The organism is Streptomyces sp. NPDC040410, assembly GCF_055595715.1.
This window is the reverse complement of the sequence record NZ_JBVIVK010000019.1, coordinates 123821-140419: the sequence shown is the minus strand read 5'-3', so window position 1 is coordinate 140419 and position 16599 is coordinate 123821. Positions and strand designations below refer to the sequence as shown.

Sequence of the window (16599 nt, the reverse complement as noted above, 5' to 3'; positions counted from 1 at the left end):
CCTCCGGGCGCTTCCCTTCGGTCTTGCGTTTCCGACTCTACCAGATCTTTCCGACCCGATTTCCTCGGCGCTTTCCAGGTTCCCGCTCTCGCGTTCCCCTTTCCGGCGGTTCCGACTTTATCAGAGGTTCTGAGCCGGAATTCCCGCCCCCTCGGGGACTGGATCCGGTGCTCCGGAGTAACCGGGTACCCGTCAGGCGGAGCCGTAAACGTACTGGAGCGGGGCTCCCCGATGCAAATCGACGGGCCCCGCTCCGAGTTCACGCGTACGAGGAGTCGTACACAGGTCAGACCTCGACCACCACCGGGAGGATCATCGGCCTGCGGCGGTACGTGTCCGAGACCCACTTGCCCAGCGTGCGGCGGACGAGTTGCTGCAGCTGGTGGGGCTCCACGATGCCGTCCTGGGCCGTACGCTCCAGCACCTCGGTGATCTTCGGGATGACATCGGCGAAGGCCGAGTCCTCGATGCCGGAGCCGCGGGCCTGGACGTGCGGGCCGCCTGTGATCTTGCCGTTCGACGCATCGATGACCACGAAGACCGAGATGATGCCCTCGTCGCCCAGGATCTTGCGGTCCTTCAGCGCCGGCTCGCCCACGTCACCGACCGAGAGGCCGTCGACGTACACGTAACCCGCCTGGACCTTGCCCGAGATCTTGGCCTTGCCCTCGACGAGGTCGACGACCACGCCGTCCTCGGCGATGACGATGCGGTCGTGCGGGACTCCGGTCATGGCGCCCAGCTCGGCGTTGGCGCGCAGGTGGCGCCATTCGCCGTGGACCGGCATCAGGTTCTTCGGGCGGCAGATGTTGTAGAAGTACAGCAGCTCGCCCGCGGACGCGTGGCCCGAGACGTGGACCTTGGCGTTGCCCTTGTGGATGACGTTCGCGCCCCAGCGGGTCAGGCCGTTGATCACGCGGTAGACCGCGTTCTCGTTGCCGGGGATCAGGGACGACGCCAGGATCACCGTGTCGCCCTCGACGATGCGGATCTGATGGTCCCTGTTGGCCATCCGGGACAGGGCCGCCATCGGTTCGCCCTGGGAGCCCGTGCAGACCAGGACCACCTCGTGGTCCTGCAGGTCGTCGAGTGTCTTGACGTCCACGACCAGGCCCGGCGGGACCTTCAGGTAGCCCAGGTCGCGTGCGATGCCCATGTTCCGGACCATCGAGCGGCCGACGAAGGCGACCCGGCGGCCGTACTCGTGCGCCGCGTCGAGGATCTGCTGGATGCGGTGGACGTGGCTGGCGAAGCTCGCCACGATGATTCGCTTGCTGGCGCCGGCGAAGACCTGCCGCAGCACGTTCGAGATGTCGCGCTCGGGCGGGACGAAGCCCGGAACCTCGGCGTTCGTCGAGTCGGCGAGGAGCAGGTCGATGCCTTCCTCGCTCAGCCGTGCGAACGCGTGTAGATCCGTGAGGCGACCGTCCATCGGGAGCTGGTCCATCTTGAAGTCGCCCGTGTGCACCACCATGCCGGCGGGCGTGCGGATGGCCACCGCCAGGGCGTCGGGGATGGAGTGGTTGACCGCGATGAACTCGCAGTCGAAGGGGCCGACGCGCTCGCGGTTCCCCTCCGCCACCTCGAGGGTGTACGGGCGGATGCGGTGCTCCTGGAGCTTGGCCTCGATGAGCGCGAGGGTCAGCTTGGAGCCGATCAGCGGGATGTCCGGCTTCTCGCGGAGCAGGAAGGGGACGCCGCCGATGTGGTCCTCGTGGCCATGGGTGAGGACGATGCCCTCGATGTCGTCGAGGCGGTCCCTGATGGACGAGAAGTCGGGCAGGATCAGGTCGATTCCGGGCTGCTCCTCCTCGGGGAAGAGCACGCCGCAGTCGACGATCAGGAGACGGCCGCCGTACTCGAAGACCGTCATGTTTCGGCCGATCTCACCGAGGCCGCCGAGCGGGGTGACCCGGAGGCCGCCTTCGGGGAGCGGCGGGGGCGGGGCCAGTTCAGGATGCGGATGACTCAAAAGACTCTCCTCACCACGCACGCCACGTACCGGTAGGGCACGTGGCGCGCGTGACGTTCGTGCAGAAGCAGTTGTCGTTGTCTGCGCAGGCACCGGTGGCCTGCTTATTCAGTTGTGAAGCCTGGTTGCGCGACCGGCCGCGCGAAGTCTGGTGTCAGAGCTGTACCCCGCCGGCGGCAAGATCGATCTTGAGCTGCTCGATCTCTTCGGGCGCGAGCTCCACCATGGGCGCGCGCAGCGGCCCGGCGGGCAGGCCCTGGAGGGCGAGCGCCGCCTTGGTGGTCATGACGCCCTGGGTGCGGAACATGCCGGTGTAGACCGGGAGCAGCTGCTGGTGGATCTCGGTCGCCTTCTGGACGTCACCGGCGACGTACGCCTCGACCAGGGCTCGCAGCTCGGGGGTGACCACGTGGCCGACGACCGAGACGAAGCCGACCGCGCCCACGGAGAGCAGGGGCAGGTTCAGCATGTCGTCGCCGGAGTACCAGGCGAGGCCGGAGCGGGCGATGGCCCAGCTGGCGCGGCCGAGGTCGCCCTTGGCGTCCTTGTTGGCGAGGATGCGCGGGTGCTCGGCGAGGCGGACGAGCGTCTCGGTGTTGATCGGGACGCCGCTGCGGCCGGGGATGTCGTACAGCATGACCGGCAGCTCGGCGGCGTCGGCGACGGCCGTGAAGTGCCGGTACAGGCCTTCCTGCGGGGGCTTGTTGTAGTACGGGGTGACGACCAGGAGGCCGTGCGCGCCCACCTGCTCCGCCGCGCGGGCGAGCTCGATGCTGTGGTGGGTGTCGTTGGTGCCGACGCCTGCGACGACGTGGGCACGGTCGCCGACGGCTTCCAGGACGGCTCGTACGAGATCCGATTTCTCCGCGTCGCTGGTGGTGGGGGACTCGCCGGTGGTGCCGTTGATGATCAGGCCGTCGTTGCCTGCGTCCACCAGATGGGTTGCGAGCCGCTGTGCGCCGTCGAGGTCGAGTGCGCCGTCCGCCGTGAAGGGCGTGACCATGGCGGTGAGGACCCGCCCGAAGGGGGTCTGCGGAGTGGAGGTCGGAGCCATGGGTAACACGCTACTCGCTGCTCAAGGCGTGGTCTTCCCTCGGGGCAGGCGACAAGTCGCGACAAAGGTGGAACCCGGCACTGCCTGCTCGGGGGTTCAAGCAGTGCCGGGTCCGTTTGATCAGGCTAGATGAACTTCTCTAAATGCCGCAATACGGACACTTCGCACGGCTGACCCGTACATCAGTGCCCGACGGGCAGCCGTGCGTTACGGCGCCACACGGCCGTTCGCGTTGAAGGCGGCGTAGGTGAGCGGCATGAGCCTGGCCCACTCGGCCTCCATCTTCTCGCCGACCATCTCGATCTCGCGCTGCGGGAAGGACGGCACCTTGGCCATTTCGTGCTGGGTGCGCAGGCCGAGGAAGTGCATCAGCGAGCGGGCGTTGCAGGTGGCGTACATCGAGGAGAACAGGCCGACGGGGAGGACCGCGCGGGCGACCTCACGGGCGACGCCGGCGGCGAGCATCTCCCGGTAGGCCTCGTACGCGTGCCGGTACGAGTCCTCCATGACACGGCCGACCAGCTCCTGCTGGGCCCGGGTGCCCTCCACGAAGACGTACTTGCCCGGGCGGCCCTCCTGAACGAGCTTGCGGGACTCGTCGGGAACGTAGAAGACCGGCTCCAGCTCCCGGTACCGGCCCGACTCCTCGTTGTACGACCAGCCCACGCGGTGCCGCATGAACTCGCGGAAGACGAAGATCGGGGCGCTGATGAAGAACGTCATCGAGTTGTGCTCGAACGGGCTTCCGTGCCGGTCGCGCATGAGGAAGTTGATCAGGCCCTTGGAGCGCTCGGGGTCCTTGCCCAGTTCGTCCAGGGACTGCTCGCCGACGGTCGAGACGCGGGCGGCGAAGAGCACGTCGGCGTCGGACGCGGTGTGCTTGACCAGCTCGACGGTGACGTCGCTGCGGAAGCTGGGCTTGGGGTCGTCGGCGGGGTTGTCGGTCACGGCTCGGAGGGTCCTTCCCATTACTTCTCTCGGGCGGCGCCCACTCTACGGCCCGCCGAACGGGACCTTCACTGCCGTGACCGAGTGAAGTTGGCGAAACCGGGCACCTTTTGGGGCACTCACAGGCGTCCGAGGGGCACTGAGCCGGGGGGGCTGACCCCATCCGGACCCTCAAGGGTGGTGAGCAGGGACACAGGTCGATAACCTCACCGGGCACAGCCCATGCGTGGATTGAGTGAGGACCAGCCGTGCCCCTGCCTTTCCTGACGGCCGACCGTGCTTTCGACGTTGCGGACGACGCCGCGCTGCCTTTCGACGACCGCGACCGCTGGCGGCGCCCCTACCGGGTCGGTCCGTGGCGGGTGGGCGTGGCCGCGCTCCTGCTGCTGCTCGCCTCGTACGTGCTGTGCGCGGCGGTCATCATCGCGCTGACCGGCTCGGTGACGGAGGCCGGCATTGTGCTCGGCACGGCGCTGCTCGTCATCGCCGGTGCCCTGCGGCTGCTGCGCGCGGGCGTGTGGGTGAGTGCCCATGGGGTGCGTCACGTGGGCTTCTTCGCCACGCGCACGGTGCCCTGGGAGCGGGTCGCCGCCGTACGCACGGTGCAGCAGCCGGTGCGCTGGATGGGACTGCCGCGCACGGTTCAGGGGCAGGCGCTGCTCCTCGTGCGCACGGATGGTGCGGCGGAGGACGTGGCGCCGCTGCTGACCACGCACAACGCGGACTTCCTGGCGCGCGGCGAGGCCTTCGACCGGGCGGCGGACTCGGTCGAGGCGTGGGCCGAGGAGTACCGGCGGGGCTGACCTTCGTGTGATGGGGCCCGGTCCACGTGCGCGGACCTGGCCCCATCACATGAAGAGGAAGCGCTACCCAGACGTCCTTACCGAGGGGTTTGGTGCAGGGCGATCGCCCGTTGCATCGCCTTGCGGGCGCGCGGGGTGTCGCGGGCGTCGTGGTAGGCGACGGCGAGACGGAACCAGCTGCGCCAGTCCTCGGGTGCCGCCTCCGTCTCGGCCTTGCGCCTGGCGAAGACCTCGTCGGCCGAGTCGCGGTCGATGCGGCCGCCCGGGGTCCGCTTCAGCTCGTCGACGGGCAGGCCGCCCTCGGCGTCGAGTTCGGCGGCGAGGGCGTTGGCCCTGCGGACGAACTGGGTGTTCTTCCAGAGGAACCACAGGCCGATCACCGGGAGGATCAGGACAGCGATCCCGAAGGTGACGGTCACAAGCGTGCCGGACTGTATGAGCATGACGCCGCGGCTGCCGACCAGGACGAAGTAGACGACGAGGACGGCGGCCGTGACGGCGTAGGAGAGCTTCGCGCGCATGACGTCAGGGCTCAGTTCAGGTCGAGGAAGTGTTCCAGGCCGAGGGTCAGGCCCGGAGTGCTCACCACACGGCGGACGCCGAGCAGGATGCCCGGCATGAAGCTGCTGTGGTGCAGGGAGTCGTGGCGGACGGTCAGGGTCTCGCCCTCGCCGCCGAGCAGGACCTCCTGGTGGGCGAGCAGGCCGCGCAGGCGGACCGCGTGCACCGGGACGCCGTCGACGTTCGCGCCGCGGGCGCCGTCCAGGGCGGTGACCGTGGCGTCCGGTGCCGGGGCGGAGCCCGCCTTCGCCCGCGCTTCGGCGATGAGCTGGGCGGTGCGCGTCGCTGTGCCGCTAGGGGCGTCCACCTTGTTCGGGTGGTGCAGTTCGACGATCTCGACCGACTCGAAGTACGGCGCGGCGATCTGCGCGAACTTCATGGTCAGCACGGCCCCGATGGAGAAGTTGGGCGCGATGAGCACGCCCGTCTGAGGGGACTGGGCGAGCCGGCTCTTCAGCTGTGCGAGGCGCTCGTCGGTCCAGCCGGTCGTACCGACGACCGCGTGGATGCCGTGGCGGACGCAGAAGTCGAGGTTGTCCATGACCGAGGCGGGGGTCGTCAGCTCGACGGCCACCTGAGCGCCCGTCTCGGCCAGGGTCTCCAGCGTGTCGCCCCGGCTCAGGGCGGCCACCAGCTCCATGTCCTCGGCGGCCTCGACGGCCCGTACGGCCTCCGACCCGATACGGCCCTTCGCACCGAGGACCGCCACGCGCAGCTTGCTCATCTCTGTTGCTTCCTTACCGAAGACGGACGGTTGTTAGGCGACGGCGTCGTGCAGACGGGACGCCTGCTTGTCCTTGAGGGGGCCGATGACCGACAGCGACGGCCGCCGGCCCAGGATGTCGCGGGCGACGGAGCGGATGTCGTCCGGGGTGACCGAGGCTATCCGGGCCAGCATGTCGTCGACGGACATCTGCTCGCCCCAGCACAGTTCGCTCTTGCCGATACGGTTCATCAGCGCGCCGGTGTCCTCAAGACCGAGGACCGTGGAGCCCTGGACCTGACCGATGGCGCGTTCTATCTCGTCGTCGGACAGGCCGTGCTCGGCTACGTGGTCGAGTTCGTCGCGGCAGATCTTCAGCACGTCGTGGACCTGGCTCGGGCGGCAGCCGGCGTAGACGCCGAACAGGCCGCAGTCGGCGAAGCCGGAGGTGTAGGAGTACACGCTGTAGGCCAGGCCGCGCTTCTCGCGGACCTCCTGGAACAGCCGGGACGACATCCCGCCGCCGAGGGCCGTGTTGAGGACACCGAGGGCCCAGCGGCGCTCGTCCGTGCGGGCCAGGCCCGGCATGCCGAGGACGACATGCGCCTGCTCGGTCTTGCGGCCGACCAGTTCGACCCGGCCGGCGGTGCGCAGGGCGCGGCGGCCGTCGCGGGGGGCGATCGGCGTGGCGCCGGGGTTCTTGAAGGCGCCGGCCTTCTCGAAGGCGCCACGGACCTGTCGTACGACCTTGTGGTGGTCGATGTTGCCGGCGGCCGCGACCACGAGGTGGGTCGGGTCGTAGTGCTTCTTGTAGAAGCGGCGGATGCGGTCCGCGGTGAGGGCGTTGACGGTGTCGACCGTGCCGAGGACGGGGCGGCCGAGGGGGTTGTCACCGAACATGGTGTGCGCGAACAGGTCGTGCACGCAGTCGCCCGGGTCGTCCTCCGTCATGGCGATCTCTTCGAGGATCGCGCCGCGCTCGACGTCGACGTCCTCCTCGAGGATGAGGGAGCCCGTCAGCATGTCGCAGACGACGTCGATGGCCAGCGGCAGGTCGGTGTCGAGCACGCGCGCGTAATAGCACGTGTACTCCTTCGCCGTGAACGCGTTCATCTCGCCGCCGACCGCGTCGATCGCGGAGGAGATGTCGAGGGCGGACCTGCGCGTCGTGCCCTTGAAGAGCAGGTGCTCGAGGTAGTGCGTGGCGCCGTTCAGGGACGGCGTCTCGTCACGGGAGCCCACGTGCGCCCAGATGCCGAAGGTCGCCGAGCGGACCGAGGGCAGGGTCTCGGTGACGATGCGCAGGCCGCCCGGGAGGGTCGTCTTGCGGACCGTGCCGATGCCGTTCATGCCCTTGATGAGGGTTTGGGTACGGGCGACGGCCCGCGCCTCCGAGGAGGTGCGGGCCGTCGCCGTCGAGCTACTCGACGTCACTTGTCGGTGTCGTCCTTCTTCTCGGTGTCGCCTTCGCCCTCGATCACGGGGATGAGGGAGAGCTTGCCGCGGGAGTCGATCTCGGCGATCTCGACCTGGACCTTGGCGCCCACGCCGACCACGTCCTCGACGTTCTCCACGCGCTTGCCGCCGGCCAGCTTGCGGATCTGCGAGATGTGCAGCAGACCGTCCTTGCCCGGGAGCAGGGAGACGAACGCACCGAAGGTGGTCGTCTTCACGACCGTACCGAGGTAGCGCTCGCCGACCTCCGGCATGGTCGGGTTGGCGATGCCGTTGATCGTGGCGCGGGCGGCCTCTGCGGCCGGGCCGTCGGCGGCACCGATGTAGATGGTGCCGTCGTCCTCGATCGTGATCTCGGCGCCGGTGTCCTCCTGGATCTGGTTGATCATCTTGCCCTTGGGGCCGATGACCTCACCGATCTTGTCGACCGGGATCTTCACAGTGATGATCCGCGGCGCGTTCGGAGACATCTCGTCCGGCGTGTCGATCGCTTCCATCATCACGTCGAGGATGTGGAGGCGGGCGTCACGGGCCTGCTTGAGGGCGGCGGCCAGGACGGAGGCCGGGATGCCGTCCAGCTTGGTGTCGAGCTGGAGGGCGGTCACGAACTCCTTGGTGCCGGCGACCTTGAAGTCCATGTCGCCGAAGGCGTCCTCCGCACCGAGGATGTCGGTGAGGGCGACGTAGTGCGTCTCGCCGTTGATCTCCTGGGAGATCAGGCCCATGGCGATACCGGCGACCGGGGCCTTCAGGGGCACACCGGCGTTCAGCAGCGACATGGTGGAGGCGCAGACCGAGCCCATGGACGTGGAGCCGTTGGAGCCGAGGGCCTCGGACACCTGGCGGATCGCGTACGGGAACTCCTCGCGCGTCGGCAGGACCGGCACGATGGCGCGCTCGGCGAGGGCGCCATGGCCGATCTCACGGCGCTTCGGGGAGCCGACGCGGCCGGTCTCGCCGACGGAGTACGGCGGGAAGTTGTAGTTGTGCATGTAGCGCTTGCGGGTCACCGGGGAGAGGGTGTCCAGCTGCTGCTCCATGCGGAGCATGTTCAGGGTGGTGACGCCCAGGATCTGGGTCTCGCCACGCTCGAACAGCGCCGAACCGTGAACCCGCGGGATGGCCTCGACCTCGGCGGCGAGGGTACGGATGTCCGTCACCCCACGGCCGTCGATGCGCGTCTTCTCCTTGATCACGCGCTCACGGACCAGCTGCTTGGTGAGCGAGCGGTACGCGGCGGAGATCTCCTTCTCGCGGCCCTCGAACTCCGGCAGGAGCTTCTCGGCGGCAAGCGCCTTGACGCGGTCCAGCTCGGACTCGCGCTCCTGCTTGCCGGCGATGGTGAGCGCCTGGGCGAGCTCGGGGCGGACGGCGGCCGTGAGCGCCTCCAGGACGTCGTCCTGGTAGTCGAGGAAGACCGGGAACTCGCCGGTCGGCTTGGCGGCCTTCGCGGCGAGGTCGGCCTGGGCCTTGCAGAGCACCTTGATGAAGGGCTTCGCGGCGTCCAGACCGGCGGCGACGACCTCCTCGGTCGGCGCCTCGGCGCCGCCCTTGACCAGCTGGATGGTCTTCTCGGTGGCCTCGGCCTCGACCATCATGATCGCGACGTCGCCGTCCTCCAGGACGCGACCGGCGACGACCATGTCGAAAACGGCGTCCTCGAGCTCGGTGTGCGTCGGGAACGCCACCCACTGGCCGTTGATCAGCGCGACGCGGACGCCGCCGATCGGGCCGGAGAAGGGCAGACCGGCCAGCTGCGTGGACGCGGAGGCGGCGTTGATCGCCACGACGTCGTACAGGTGGTCCGGGTTGAGCGCCATGATCGTGGCGACGACCTGGATCTCGTTGCGCAGGCCCTTCTTGAAGGACGGGCGCAGCGGGCGGTCGATCAGTCGGCAGGTGAGGATGGCGTCCTCGGAGGGACGGCCCTCACGGCGGAAGAAGCTGCCGGGGATCTTGCCGGCGGCGTACATCCGCTCCTCGACGTCCACCGTCAGCGGGAAGAAGTCGAGCTGGTCCTTGGGGTTCTTGGAGGCGGTGGTGGCCGACAGCACCATGGTGTCGTCGTCCAGGTACGCCACGGCGGAGCCGGCGGCCTGCTTGGCCAGGCGGCCCGTCTCGAAGCGGATGGTGCGGGTGCCGAAGGAGCCGTTGTCGATGACGGCCTCGGCGTAGTGGGTCTCGTTCTCCACTAGCGTTTTCTCCTCGTCTTCGTCCCGCCTCGCCCGTGTGGCGGGGGGACGGTTGCGGAGAAGCGCTCCGTCTGGTGCGGGCCGGTCTTCGATCGAAGCACCCGGGGCTTGCTTCCCCCGGGGGCCACTACCGAGGACCGGCGGCGGCGAGGTGCGCTTCTCCTCGTTCGTCTTGTGATGTCGCCCTACCCGTGCGGGTACGCGCCATCACGCTGTGTCGTGCGTATTGCGTTGTGCTACCACAGTACAAAGGGGTGGCAACAGTCCGCACGTACAGCAAAGGGAGCGGCCCCCTTCGATCGGGAACCGCTCCCTTCACGGCGTCTTACTTGGCGCCCGCGGCACCGCGGCGGATGCCGAGGCGGTCGACCAGCGCACGGAAGCGCTGGATGTCCTTCTTGGCAAGGTACTGCAGCAGGCGGCGGCGCTGACCGACCAGGATCAGCAGACCACGGCGGGAGTGGTGGTCGTGCTTGTGGGTCTTGAGGTGCTCGGTCAGGTCCGAGATCCGGCGCGAGAGCATGGCGACCTGGACCTCGGGGGAGCCGGTGTCGCCCTCCTTCTGGCCGAACTCGGTGATGATCTGCTTCTTCGTCGCGGCGTCGAGCGGCACGCGTACTCCTCGTAGTCTTGTGTGGCCACCGAGTGCCCCCGGTCTTTGTCTCGGGGGAGCTTCCGTTACTCGGGAGGCGGGGATCCGCTGGGCGCGGCCTCCAGAGCGGTGGGCTCCGGGGGTGCGTACACAAACGGCCGTCACACAGGGTACCAGGAGGTGAGGGGCACTCTCACCTCGGTATCAGAACCACCCGGAGGAGCCGGGGAGGGCCACTAGGGTGAGCGCTCGGATCGTTTCGTACGTCTGGAACGTCGGGAAGGGGTGTCGCTGCGGCATGGCGGAGACGGAAGAGGAGATCAAGGCGCGCAAGGAGCGGGAGAGGGACGAGCTGTACGCGCTCGACATCTCCGGCGTCGAGTGGCAGAGCGCCCCGGGCACCGAAGAGCACGAGGAGCGGGTCGAGATCGCCTACCTTCCGGCCGGCGCCGTGGCCATGCGGTCCTCGCTCGACCCGGACACCGTGCTGCGGTACACGGAGGCGGAGTGGCGGGCCTTCGTGCTCGGTGCGCGGGACGGGGAGTTCGACCTGGAGCCGGCGCCGCACAACGGGGGCGTCTCCTCAAAGTGAGCGCATGGTGCAAGTGAGGGGCGGTACGCGCGTACCGCCCCCTCGTGTTCTGTCAATGCTTCAGCCCGGCGCTCCCGACGCCCACGGCCATCAACACCGGGTCGGTCGGGTATTTGTCGCCGTGGACCAGTTCCCTCTTCGAGAAGAAGACCCGGCCCTTTTCGACGATGATGTCCGACTGCTCCGGATCGCTGAGCACGGCGTCGTCGTCCTCCGGGAGCGTGAAGAGGAGGAGCGGGGTCTCCTTGTCCGTCCGCGGGTTCCAGCTCACCACGGCCGCCGGTGCGACGCTTCCCGCTCCCCGCCGGTAGATCAGCAGGTCGTCGCCGCTCATCCGCAGCGGAAAGACCCTCTGCAGCTCACGTCCGTCGAACTTGCCCGTCGTCTTGCCCGTCTCCAGGTCGAACCCCACGATCCAGTCCACGGGTTGGCCGTTGCTCGCGATGTTCTCCTTGCTCATGACGAAGACCTGGGTCCGCCCCACGACCACTCCGTCGCAGTTCTCGAACTCGCCGAAGAACGACAGGCCGAAGTAGCGGTCGCCGCACTTGGCGTCGTAGCCGTTCAGGGAAATGGTGGTGAGGTGCTTGCCCTCGCCGTCGAGCGAGATCAGATCGGTCACCGTGCTGTCCCCCGCCGCGACGGCGAGCACCGGCGGATCCGACGAGGGCAGGTACACGGTCTGGACTCCCCTGGCGACCTTGTACGTCCACTGGGGCTTGCCCGTGCGTGGATCGAGCTTCTGTACCCGGTAGGTGGTGTCGGGCAGCGCTCCACAGCCGAGCACCGCCAGCAGCGCGCGTCCGCCGGCGAGGGCCTTGTCCTGGCACTCGGATTCCAGCGTGGTGTGCCAGAGCTTCTTGCCGGTCTTCATGTCGTACGCCACGGAGCCGTGCCCCCAGGCCACGGCGACGACGCCCTTCGTCAGAGTGAGGTTGGTGTTCGTGACGTAGGCGAAGTCCGCCGCGGGCATCTTCTCCTGCCACAGCTTCTTGCCGGTGTCGAGGTCGAAGAACACCACCTGGTCGCAGGCGGCCTCCTTCTCCGATCCCTTCGGCTGCGGAGTCTGCAGGACTACGGCGGTACGGCCGTCCGCGGTGACGTGCCTGCTGGTCGCGCAGATGTGGCCGTCCAGCTTGAGGGTCCAGGCCGTCTCGTCGGCGTCGAGGGCGATGTTGTAGCCCTCGAGACGGTTGGCGACGCCCTTGACCAGGACCTTGTCGGTGGCCCAGGTGCCGGGCGCGTAGCGGGGGTTGGCGTCGGTGGTCTTGGAGAGGTTCTCCTCGTCGTGTTCGACCATCAGCCTGCCCTCGGGCGAACCGGGGATCTTCTCGACCGTCTCCCGGACCTCGTCCGGGCTCTGCGGGGCGGACGCCTTGACGCCGGCCGGCGCACTGTCGTCCCCCGCGGACGACATGAGCCAGCCGCCTACGCCCAGTGCTGCGGCCACGATCACGGCCGTGGCGCCGAGCAGTCTCGTACGGCGTCGTCTGCGTGCCTGGTCCGCGGAGAGTGCCGATTGTGTGTAGATCGACGGAGGTGGGCCGAAGCTCACGCGAATGAGCCTTTCTGGGTGGGGCGTTCGAAAACCGGGTGTTCGAATCGGTCCCCAACTATGCCCGTCGGGCCGCGGCTCAGCGTGGATGGGGTGCTCTCTCAACGCCCTTGGAAGAGAGGGGCTTCCAGGGTGCTTGTGGTTGGCCTGTTTCGGCTTCCGACCTGTTTGTTCACTGATGAGAGAGCTGTGTACGCCCCTTCTGGGCAGGTTGTGACGCAGTGGACGGACGCTGAGGGGTGGGCGGGCCTGCCGAGGTGGGGCTTGTGGTGATTAGGCTGGGACCGGGCGCGACGCCGGACCCGTGGACCGGGTGCCGGAGCCCCCAGGGGGAGGGCCGGCGGATCGGACGACCTCGAACGACTACGGACGACTACGGACGACAAGCAAATGGTCGCCCCAGCACGGCATGAGGGTGCTCGACCACACCAGGAGGAACTGTGAGCAGCGATCGGGACGGGAACCGCGGGGGCTGGGCCACACCCGGCGATGACCAGACCGACGCGGAGTCCGCCGTCGAGACGACGGGCGAGTTCACCATCGACTACGCGCCGCCTGCCTGGTACACGCAGAACGCGTCGGGGGGTTCGGGGGCTTCGGCGTCGGATTCGGGGCCGGGTTCGGGGGCAGGGGCTTCCGGATCGGGGGCAGGGGCTTCCGGATCGGGGGCAGGGGCTTCCGGATCGGGAGCAGGGGCTTCCGGATCGGGAGCGGGGACTTCGGGGTCGGGAGCGGGGACTTCGGGGTCGGGAGCGGGGACTTCGGGGTCGGGAGCGGGGACTTCGGGGTCGGGGGCAGGCACTTCGAGTTGGGGTTCGGACTCGGGCTCGGGCTTGGGGGTTTCCGGGGCCGGGGCAGGGGCTTCGGGTCAAGGAGTGAGTGGGGCGGGGGGCAACGGGGCCGTGGGGCCTGCCTCTTTCACGCCCGGTTCCCCTTCTTTCGCATCGGGTTCTCCGTCCTTCACGCCGGATTCTCCGTCTTCGTCGGAGGTGCCGGCTCCGCCGTTGCCCGGACTGGCTCCGCCGGTCCACTCGCTTCCCTCCACAGGACCGGCGTCCATTCCGGCACCGGCTCCTGGGGCGCCTTTCACGCCGCCTGCCCCGCCGGCGCCGGGGGCTCCGTTCGCTCCGCCTGGCCCTCCGGCCGGTGGTCCGGTCGCCGTGCCCAGGCTTCCGGTGGGGAGCGGGTTCGAGCCCCAGGGGCAGCGGCCGGAGGAGCGGGTCGAGGCACCCACCGCGAATCCGGCGTCGCCTACGGCCGTACCGAACATGCCTGTTGACGGTCTCCAGCGGCAGTGGAACGCCCCGGCCCCGACGGTTGCACCGGCTTCTCCGGCTACCGAGGAACCGGAAGGCGGGAACGGTGACCTGGAGAGCGGCGCCACCATGCGGTTCTCCGCCGCGGCACTGAAGCGGGAGATCGCGGAGCGGGCAGCGACCGTTGAGTCTCAGCGCGGTGACGGTGAGAGCGATGGCGACGCCGACGGCAACGGGGATGTTGCTGCGCCGGAGGCGGACGCGGAGATCGTCCCTGCCGATTCGTCCGATGGCGTTGACGACGACGTTTCCTCCGGGACGGACGACGACGTTGCGGTTGCCGGCCCAGAGCCCGACGCGGACGCCGACGCCGACGCCGCAGAGCCTTCGGTGACCGAAGTCGGGGAGGCCGCATCGGAACCGGACGACTCGGACGAGGCCGGTTCAGACGCGCTCGGTTCTGACGAGACCGACTCGGGCGAGGCCGACTCGGACAAGTCCGGTGTGGACGAGGTCGATTCGTACCTGGCCGTCTCGGAGCAGGCCGGGTCCGGATCGAGTGACGTCCGGCAGGTCGACTCGGACCAGGCCGACTCGTATCCGTTCGACTCGGATGAGGTCGACTCGGTGGAGGTCGACTCGGATGACGACTCGGTGGAGGTCGACTCGGTGGAGGCGGACGCGCAGTCCGAGGCCGACCCTGAGGCGGAGGCCGACGAAGCCGAGTCCGACTGGGCCGCGCCTCAGGACGCCGTTCACACGGTCCACGAGCCTGCGGACGCGGTACCGGCAATCACCGAGCCCGAGGCCGCTGTTCCCGCGGACGCCGAACCCGCGGACGCCGGCCCCGAGGACAGCATCGCTTCCCAGGACGCCGTACCGCCTACGGCCGACACGCCTCAGGACACGCCGCCCGCCGCCTGGGCCCACCCGCCGGCACCGCAGGGCGGGGCCGCCGCATGGGCCCACCCGCCGGCACCGCAGGGCGGGCTGCCGCCGTTGCCGCCGTCGTACCAGCCCGCCGCGCCCGCATCGGCGGCCGAGTGGCCCGCGCAGCCGCAGCATGCCGAACCGGCGACGCCTCCTCAGGCGCAGCCGACAGCAGCTCAGGGGCAGCCGCCCGTGCCGCCGCAGCAGCCTGCCTTCCAGCCCCAGGCGCCACAGCCCGCGCCCGCCGCCTGGAACCCGCCGGCCGCGCCCACCCCGTCGGCCCCGGCACCCGCCCCGGCCGCGCCGCAGCCAGGCCCCGGTTTCCCGCAGCCCGGCACAGCGCAGCAGCCTCCGGCCCAGCAGCCGGGCGGGACGCCCGCTCCGGCGCCCAACCCGCAGGACGGCTACGGCTTCCCGCACCCGGGCGGCGCACCCACCCCCGGGCCCAACGCTCAGGGCGGCTACGGCTTCCCCCAGCCCGGCGCTGCCGCGACAGCCCAGCCCGGCGGTTACGGCTTCCCCCAGCCCGGCGCACCCAATGCCGCGCCCACCGCCTCCCCGAACGCCCAAGCAGCGCCCGCCCCTTCGGCCCCCCACCCGCCGGCCGACACCGGCGCACCGGGCGGCTACGGCTTCCCCCAGCCCGGCGCTGCCGCGACAGCCCAGCCCGGCGGCTACGGCTTCCCGCAAGGGCATGCACAGCAGCCTGCGGGGGCACAGCCGGAGGCTCAGCCCCAGCCACCCGTTGACCCCCGGGCCGGTGCCGCCTGGCCGCAGCCCATCCAGCACGACCAGCGGCAGATGACCAATCCCGGTGCCGCGCCTCTCGGTTACACCGCCGCCGTCGAGCTGTCCTCCGACCGGCTGCTCAACAACAAGAAGCAGAAGGCGAAGAGCGGGCGGCCGGCTGCCGCGCCCTCGCGGTTCAAGATCGGCGGGAAGAAGGAGGAGGCCGAGCGGCAGCGGAAGCTCGATCTGATCCGGACGCCGGTGCTGTCCTGCTACCGCATCGCCGTCATCAGTCTCAAGGGCGGTGTGGGCAAGACGACCACGACCACGGCTCTCGGCTCCACGCTCGCCACGGAGCGGCAGGACAAGATCCTCGCGATCGACGCCAACCCGGACGCCGGTACGCTCGGCCGCCGCGTGCGCCGCGAGACCGGCGCCACCATCCGCGACCTCGTTCAGGCGATCCCGTACCTCAACTCGTACATGGACATCCGGCGGTTCACCTCCCAGGCGCCGTCGGGCCTCGAGATCATCGCCAACGACGTCGACCCGGCCGTGTCCACGACCTTCAACGACGAGGACTACCGGCGGGCCATCGGTGTGCTCGGCCAGCAGTACCCGATCATTCTCACCGACTCGGGTACCGGTCTGCTCTACAGCGCCATGCGTGGCGTACTCGACCTCGCCGACCAGCTCATCATCATCTCGACGCCGTCCGTGGACGGTGCGAGCAGCGCCAGCACGACGCTGGACTGGCTGTCCGCGCACGGGTACGCCGACCTCGTGTCGCGGTCGATCACCGTCATCTCCGGTGTGCGCGAGACCGGAAAGATGATCAAGGTGGATGACATCGTCAGCCACTTCGAGACGCGCTGCCGCGGCGTGGTGGTCGTGCCGTTCGACGAGCACCTGGCCGCGGGCGCCGAGGTCGATCTCGACATGATGCGGCCGAAGGTGCGGGAGTCGTACTTCAACCTCGCGGCGATGGTCGCGGAGGACTTCGTCCGCCACCAGCAGTCGCACGGCCTGTGGACGAGTGACGGCAACCCGCCCCCGGTGGCCGCGCCGCCGATGCCCGGCCAGCCAATTCCGGGCCAGCCGGTCCCCGGACAGCAGATCCCGGCCCAGCCGACCCCCGGGCAGCAGGTGCCCGGCCAGCCAGGCCCGTACCCGCAGCAGCCCCAGCCTGGTCAGCCGTACACCCAGCCGGGCCAGCCCTACTCGCAGCCCGGCCAGCCCTACTCGCAGCAGCCGGCA

General features: G+C 69.5%; 12 protein-coding genes and 1 pseudogene. 4 read left to right on the top strand and 9 right to left on the bottom strand.

Features of this window, described 5'->3' with window-relative positions; translation table 11 throughout:
* Positions 1 to 286: 286 nt before the first annotated feature.
* The 3 genes from ACZ562_RS30650 to thyX form a co-directional block, all read right to left on the bottom strand.
* Positions 287 to 1972, bottom strand: a complete 1686-nt coding sequence (locus ACZ562_RS30650; RefSeq protein ID WP_471185668.1) for a ribonuclease J — start codon at positions 1970 to 1972, stop codon at positions 287 to 289.
* A 154-nt stretch (positions 1973 to 2126) separates the two neighbouring features.
* Positions 2127 to 3026 carry a 4-hydroxy-tetrahydrodipicolinate synthase gene (gene dapA, locus ACZ562_RS30645; RefSeq protein ID WP_471185666.1) on the bottom strand — a complete coding sequence of 300 codons (900 nt, stop codon included), beginning with the start codon at positions 3024 to 3026 and terminating at the stop codon, positions 2127 to 2129.
* 207 nt (positions 3027 to 3233) lie between these two features.
* Positions 3234 to 3974: an FAD-dependent thymidylate synthase gene (gene thyX, locus ACZ562_RS30640; protein WP_471185663.1), complete on the bottom strand. Its 741-nt coding sequence runs from the start codon at positions 3972 to 3974 to the stop codon at positions 3234 to 3236.
* Between the two features lie 248 nt (positions 3975 to 4222).
* Between thyX and ACZ562_RS30635 the strand changes: the two genes are divergently transcribed.
* Positions 4223 to 4777, top strand: coding sequence for a hypothetical protein (locus ACZ562_RS30635; protein WP_471185661.1), 555 nt, complete (start codon positions 4223 to 4225; stop codon positions 4775 to 4777).
* A gap of 77 nt (positions 4778 to 4854) precedes the next feature.
* Here the strand turns inward: ACZ562_RS30635 and ACZ562_RS30630 are convergent, their stop codons facing one another.
* From ACZ562_RS30630 to rpsO, 5 genes are all read right to left on the bottom strand, one after another.
* On the bottom strand, positions 4855 to 5298 hold the full coding sequence (locus ACZ562_RS30630) for a hypothetical protein (RefSeq protein WP_471185658.1): 444 nt from the start codon (positions 5296 to 5298) through the stop codon (positions 4855 to 4857).
* An 11-nt stretch (positions 5299 to 5309) separates the two neighbouring features.
* Positions 5310 to 6062 carry a 4-hydroxy-tetrahydrodipicolinate reductase gene (dapB, locus tag ACZ562_RS30625; RefSeq protein ID WP_471185656.1) on the bottom strand — a complete coding sequence of 251 codons (753 nt, stop codon included), beginning with the start codon at positions 6060 to 6062 and terminating at the stop codon, positions 5310 to 5312.
* A gap of 33 nt (positions 6063 to 6095) precedes the next feature.
* Positions 6096 to 7475: a M16 family metallopeptidase gene (locus ACZ562_RS30620; RefSeq protein ID WP_471185653.1), complete on the bottom strand. Its 1380-nt coding sequence runs from the start codon at positions 7473 to 7475 to the stop codon at positions 6096 to 6098.
* Positions 7472 to 9688, bottom strand: coding sequence for a polyribonucleotide nucleotidyltransferase (locus tag ACZ562_RS30615; protein ID WP_471185650.1), 2217 nt, complete (start codon positions 9686 to 9688; stop codon positions 7472 to 7474). Before ACZ562_RS30615 ends, ACZ562_RS30620 begins: the two co-directional genes overlap by 4 nt.
* Positions 9689 to 10013: 325 nt before the next feature.
* Positions 10014 to 10301 carry a 30S ribosomal protein S15 gene (gene rpsO, locus ACZ562_RS30610; protein WP_003993372.1) on the bottom strand — a complete coding sequence of 96 codons (288 nt, stop codon included), beginning with the start codon at positions 10299 to 10301 and terminating at the stop codon, positions 10014 to 10016.
* 277 nt (positions 10302 to 10578) lie between these two features.
* On the opposite strand from rpsO, the gene ACZ562_RS30605 reads away from it, so the two are divergent.
* A complete protein-coding gene (locus ACZ562_RS30605) occupies positions 10579 to 10872 on the top strand; it encodes a DUF397 domain-containing protein (protein WP_471185647.1) in 294 nt (97 codons plus the stop codon).
* 52 nt (positions 10873 to 10924) lie between these two features.
* Here ACZ562_RS30605 and ACZ562_RS30600 read toward each other — a convergent pair whose 3' ends face one another.
* A complete protein-coding gene (locus tag ACZ562_RS30600) occupies positions 10925 to 12427 on the bottom strand; it encodes an outer membrane protein assembly factor BamB family protein (protein WP_471185644.1) in 1503 nt (500 codons plus the stop codon).
* A 440-nt stretch (positions 12428 to 12867) separates the two neighbouring features.
* Here ACZ562_RS30600 and ACZ562_RS30595 point away from each other — a divergent pair.
* Both ACZ562_RS30595 and ACZ562_RS30590 read left to right on the top strand, forming a co-directional pair.
* A pseudogene (locus ACZ562_RS30595) lies at positions 12868 to 13021 on the top strand (SCO5717 family growth-regulating ATPase); the annotation flags it as partial.
* A gap of 674 nt (positions 13022 to 13695) precedes the next feature.
* On the top strand, positions 13696 to 16599 hold a 2904-nt coding region (locus ACZ562_RS30590), incomplete at its 3' end, for a MinD/ParA family ATP-binding protein (RefSeq protein WP_471185689.1).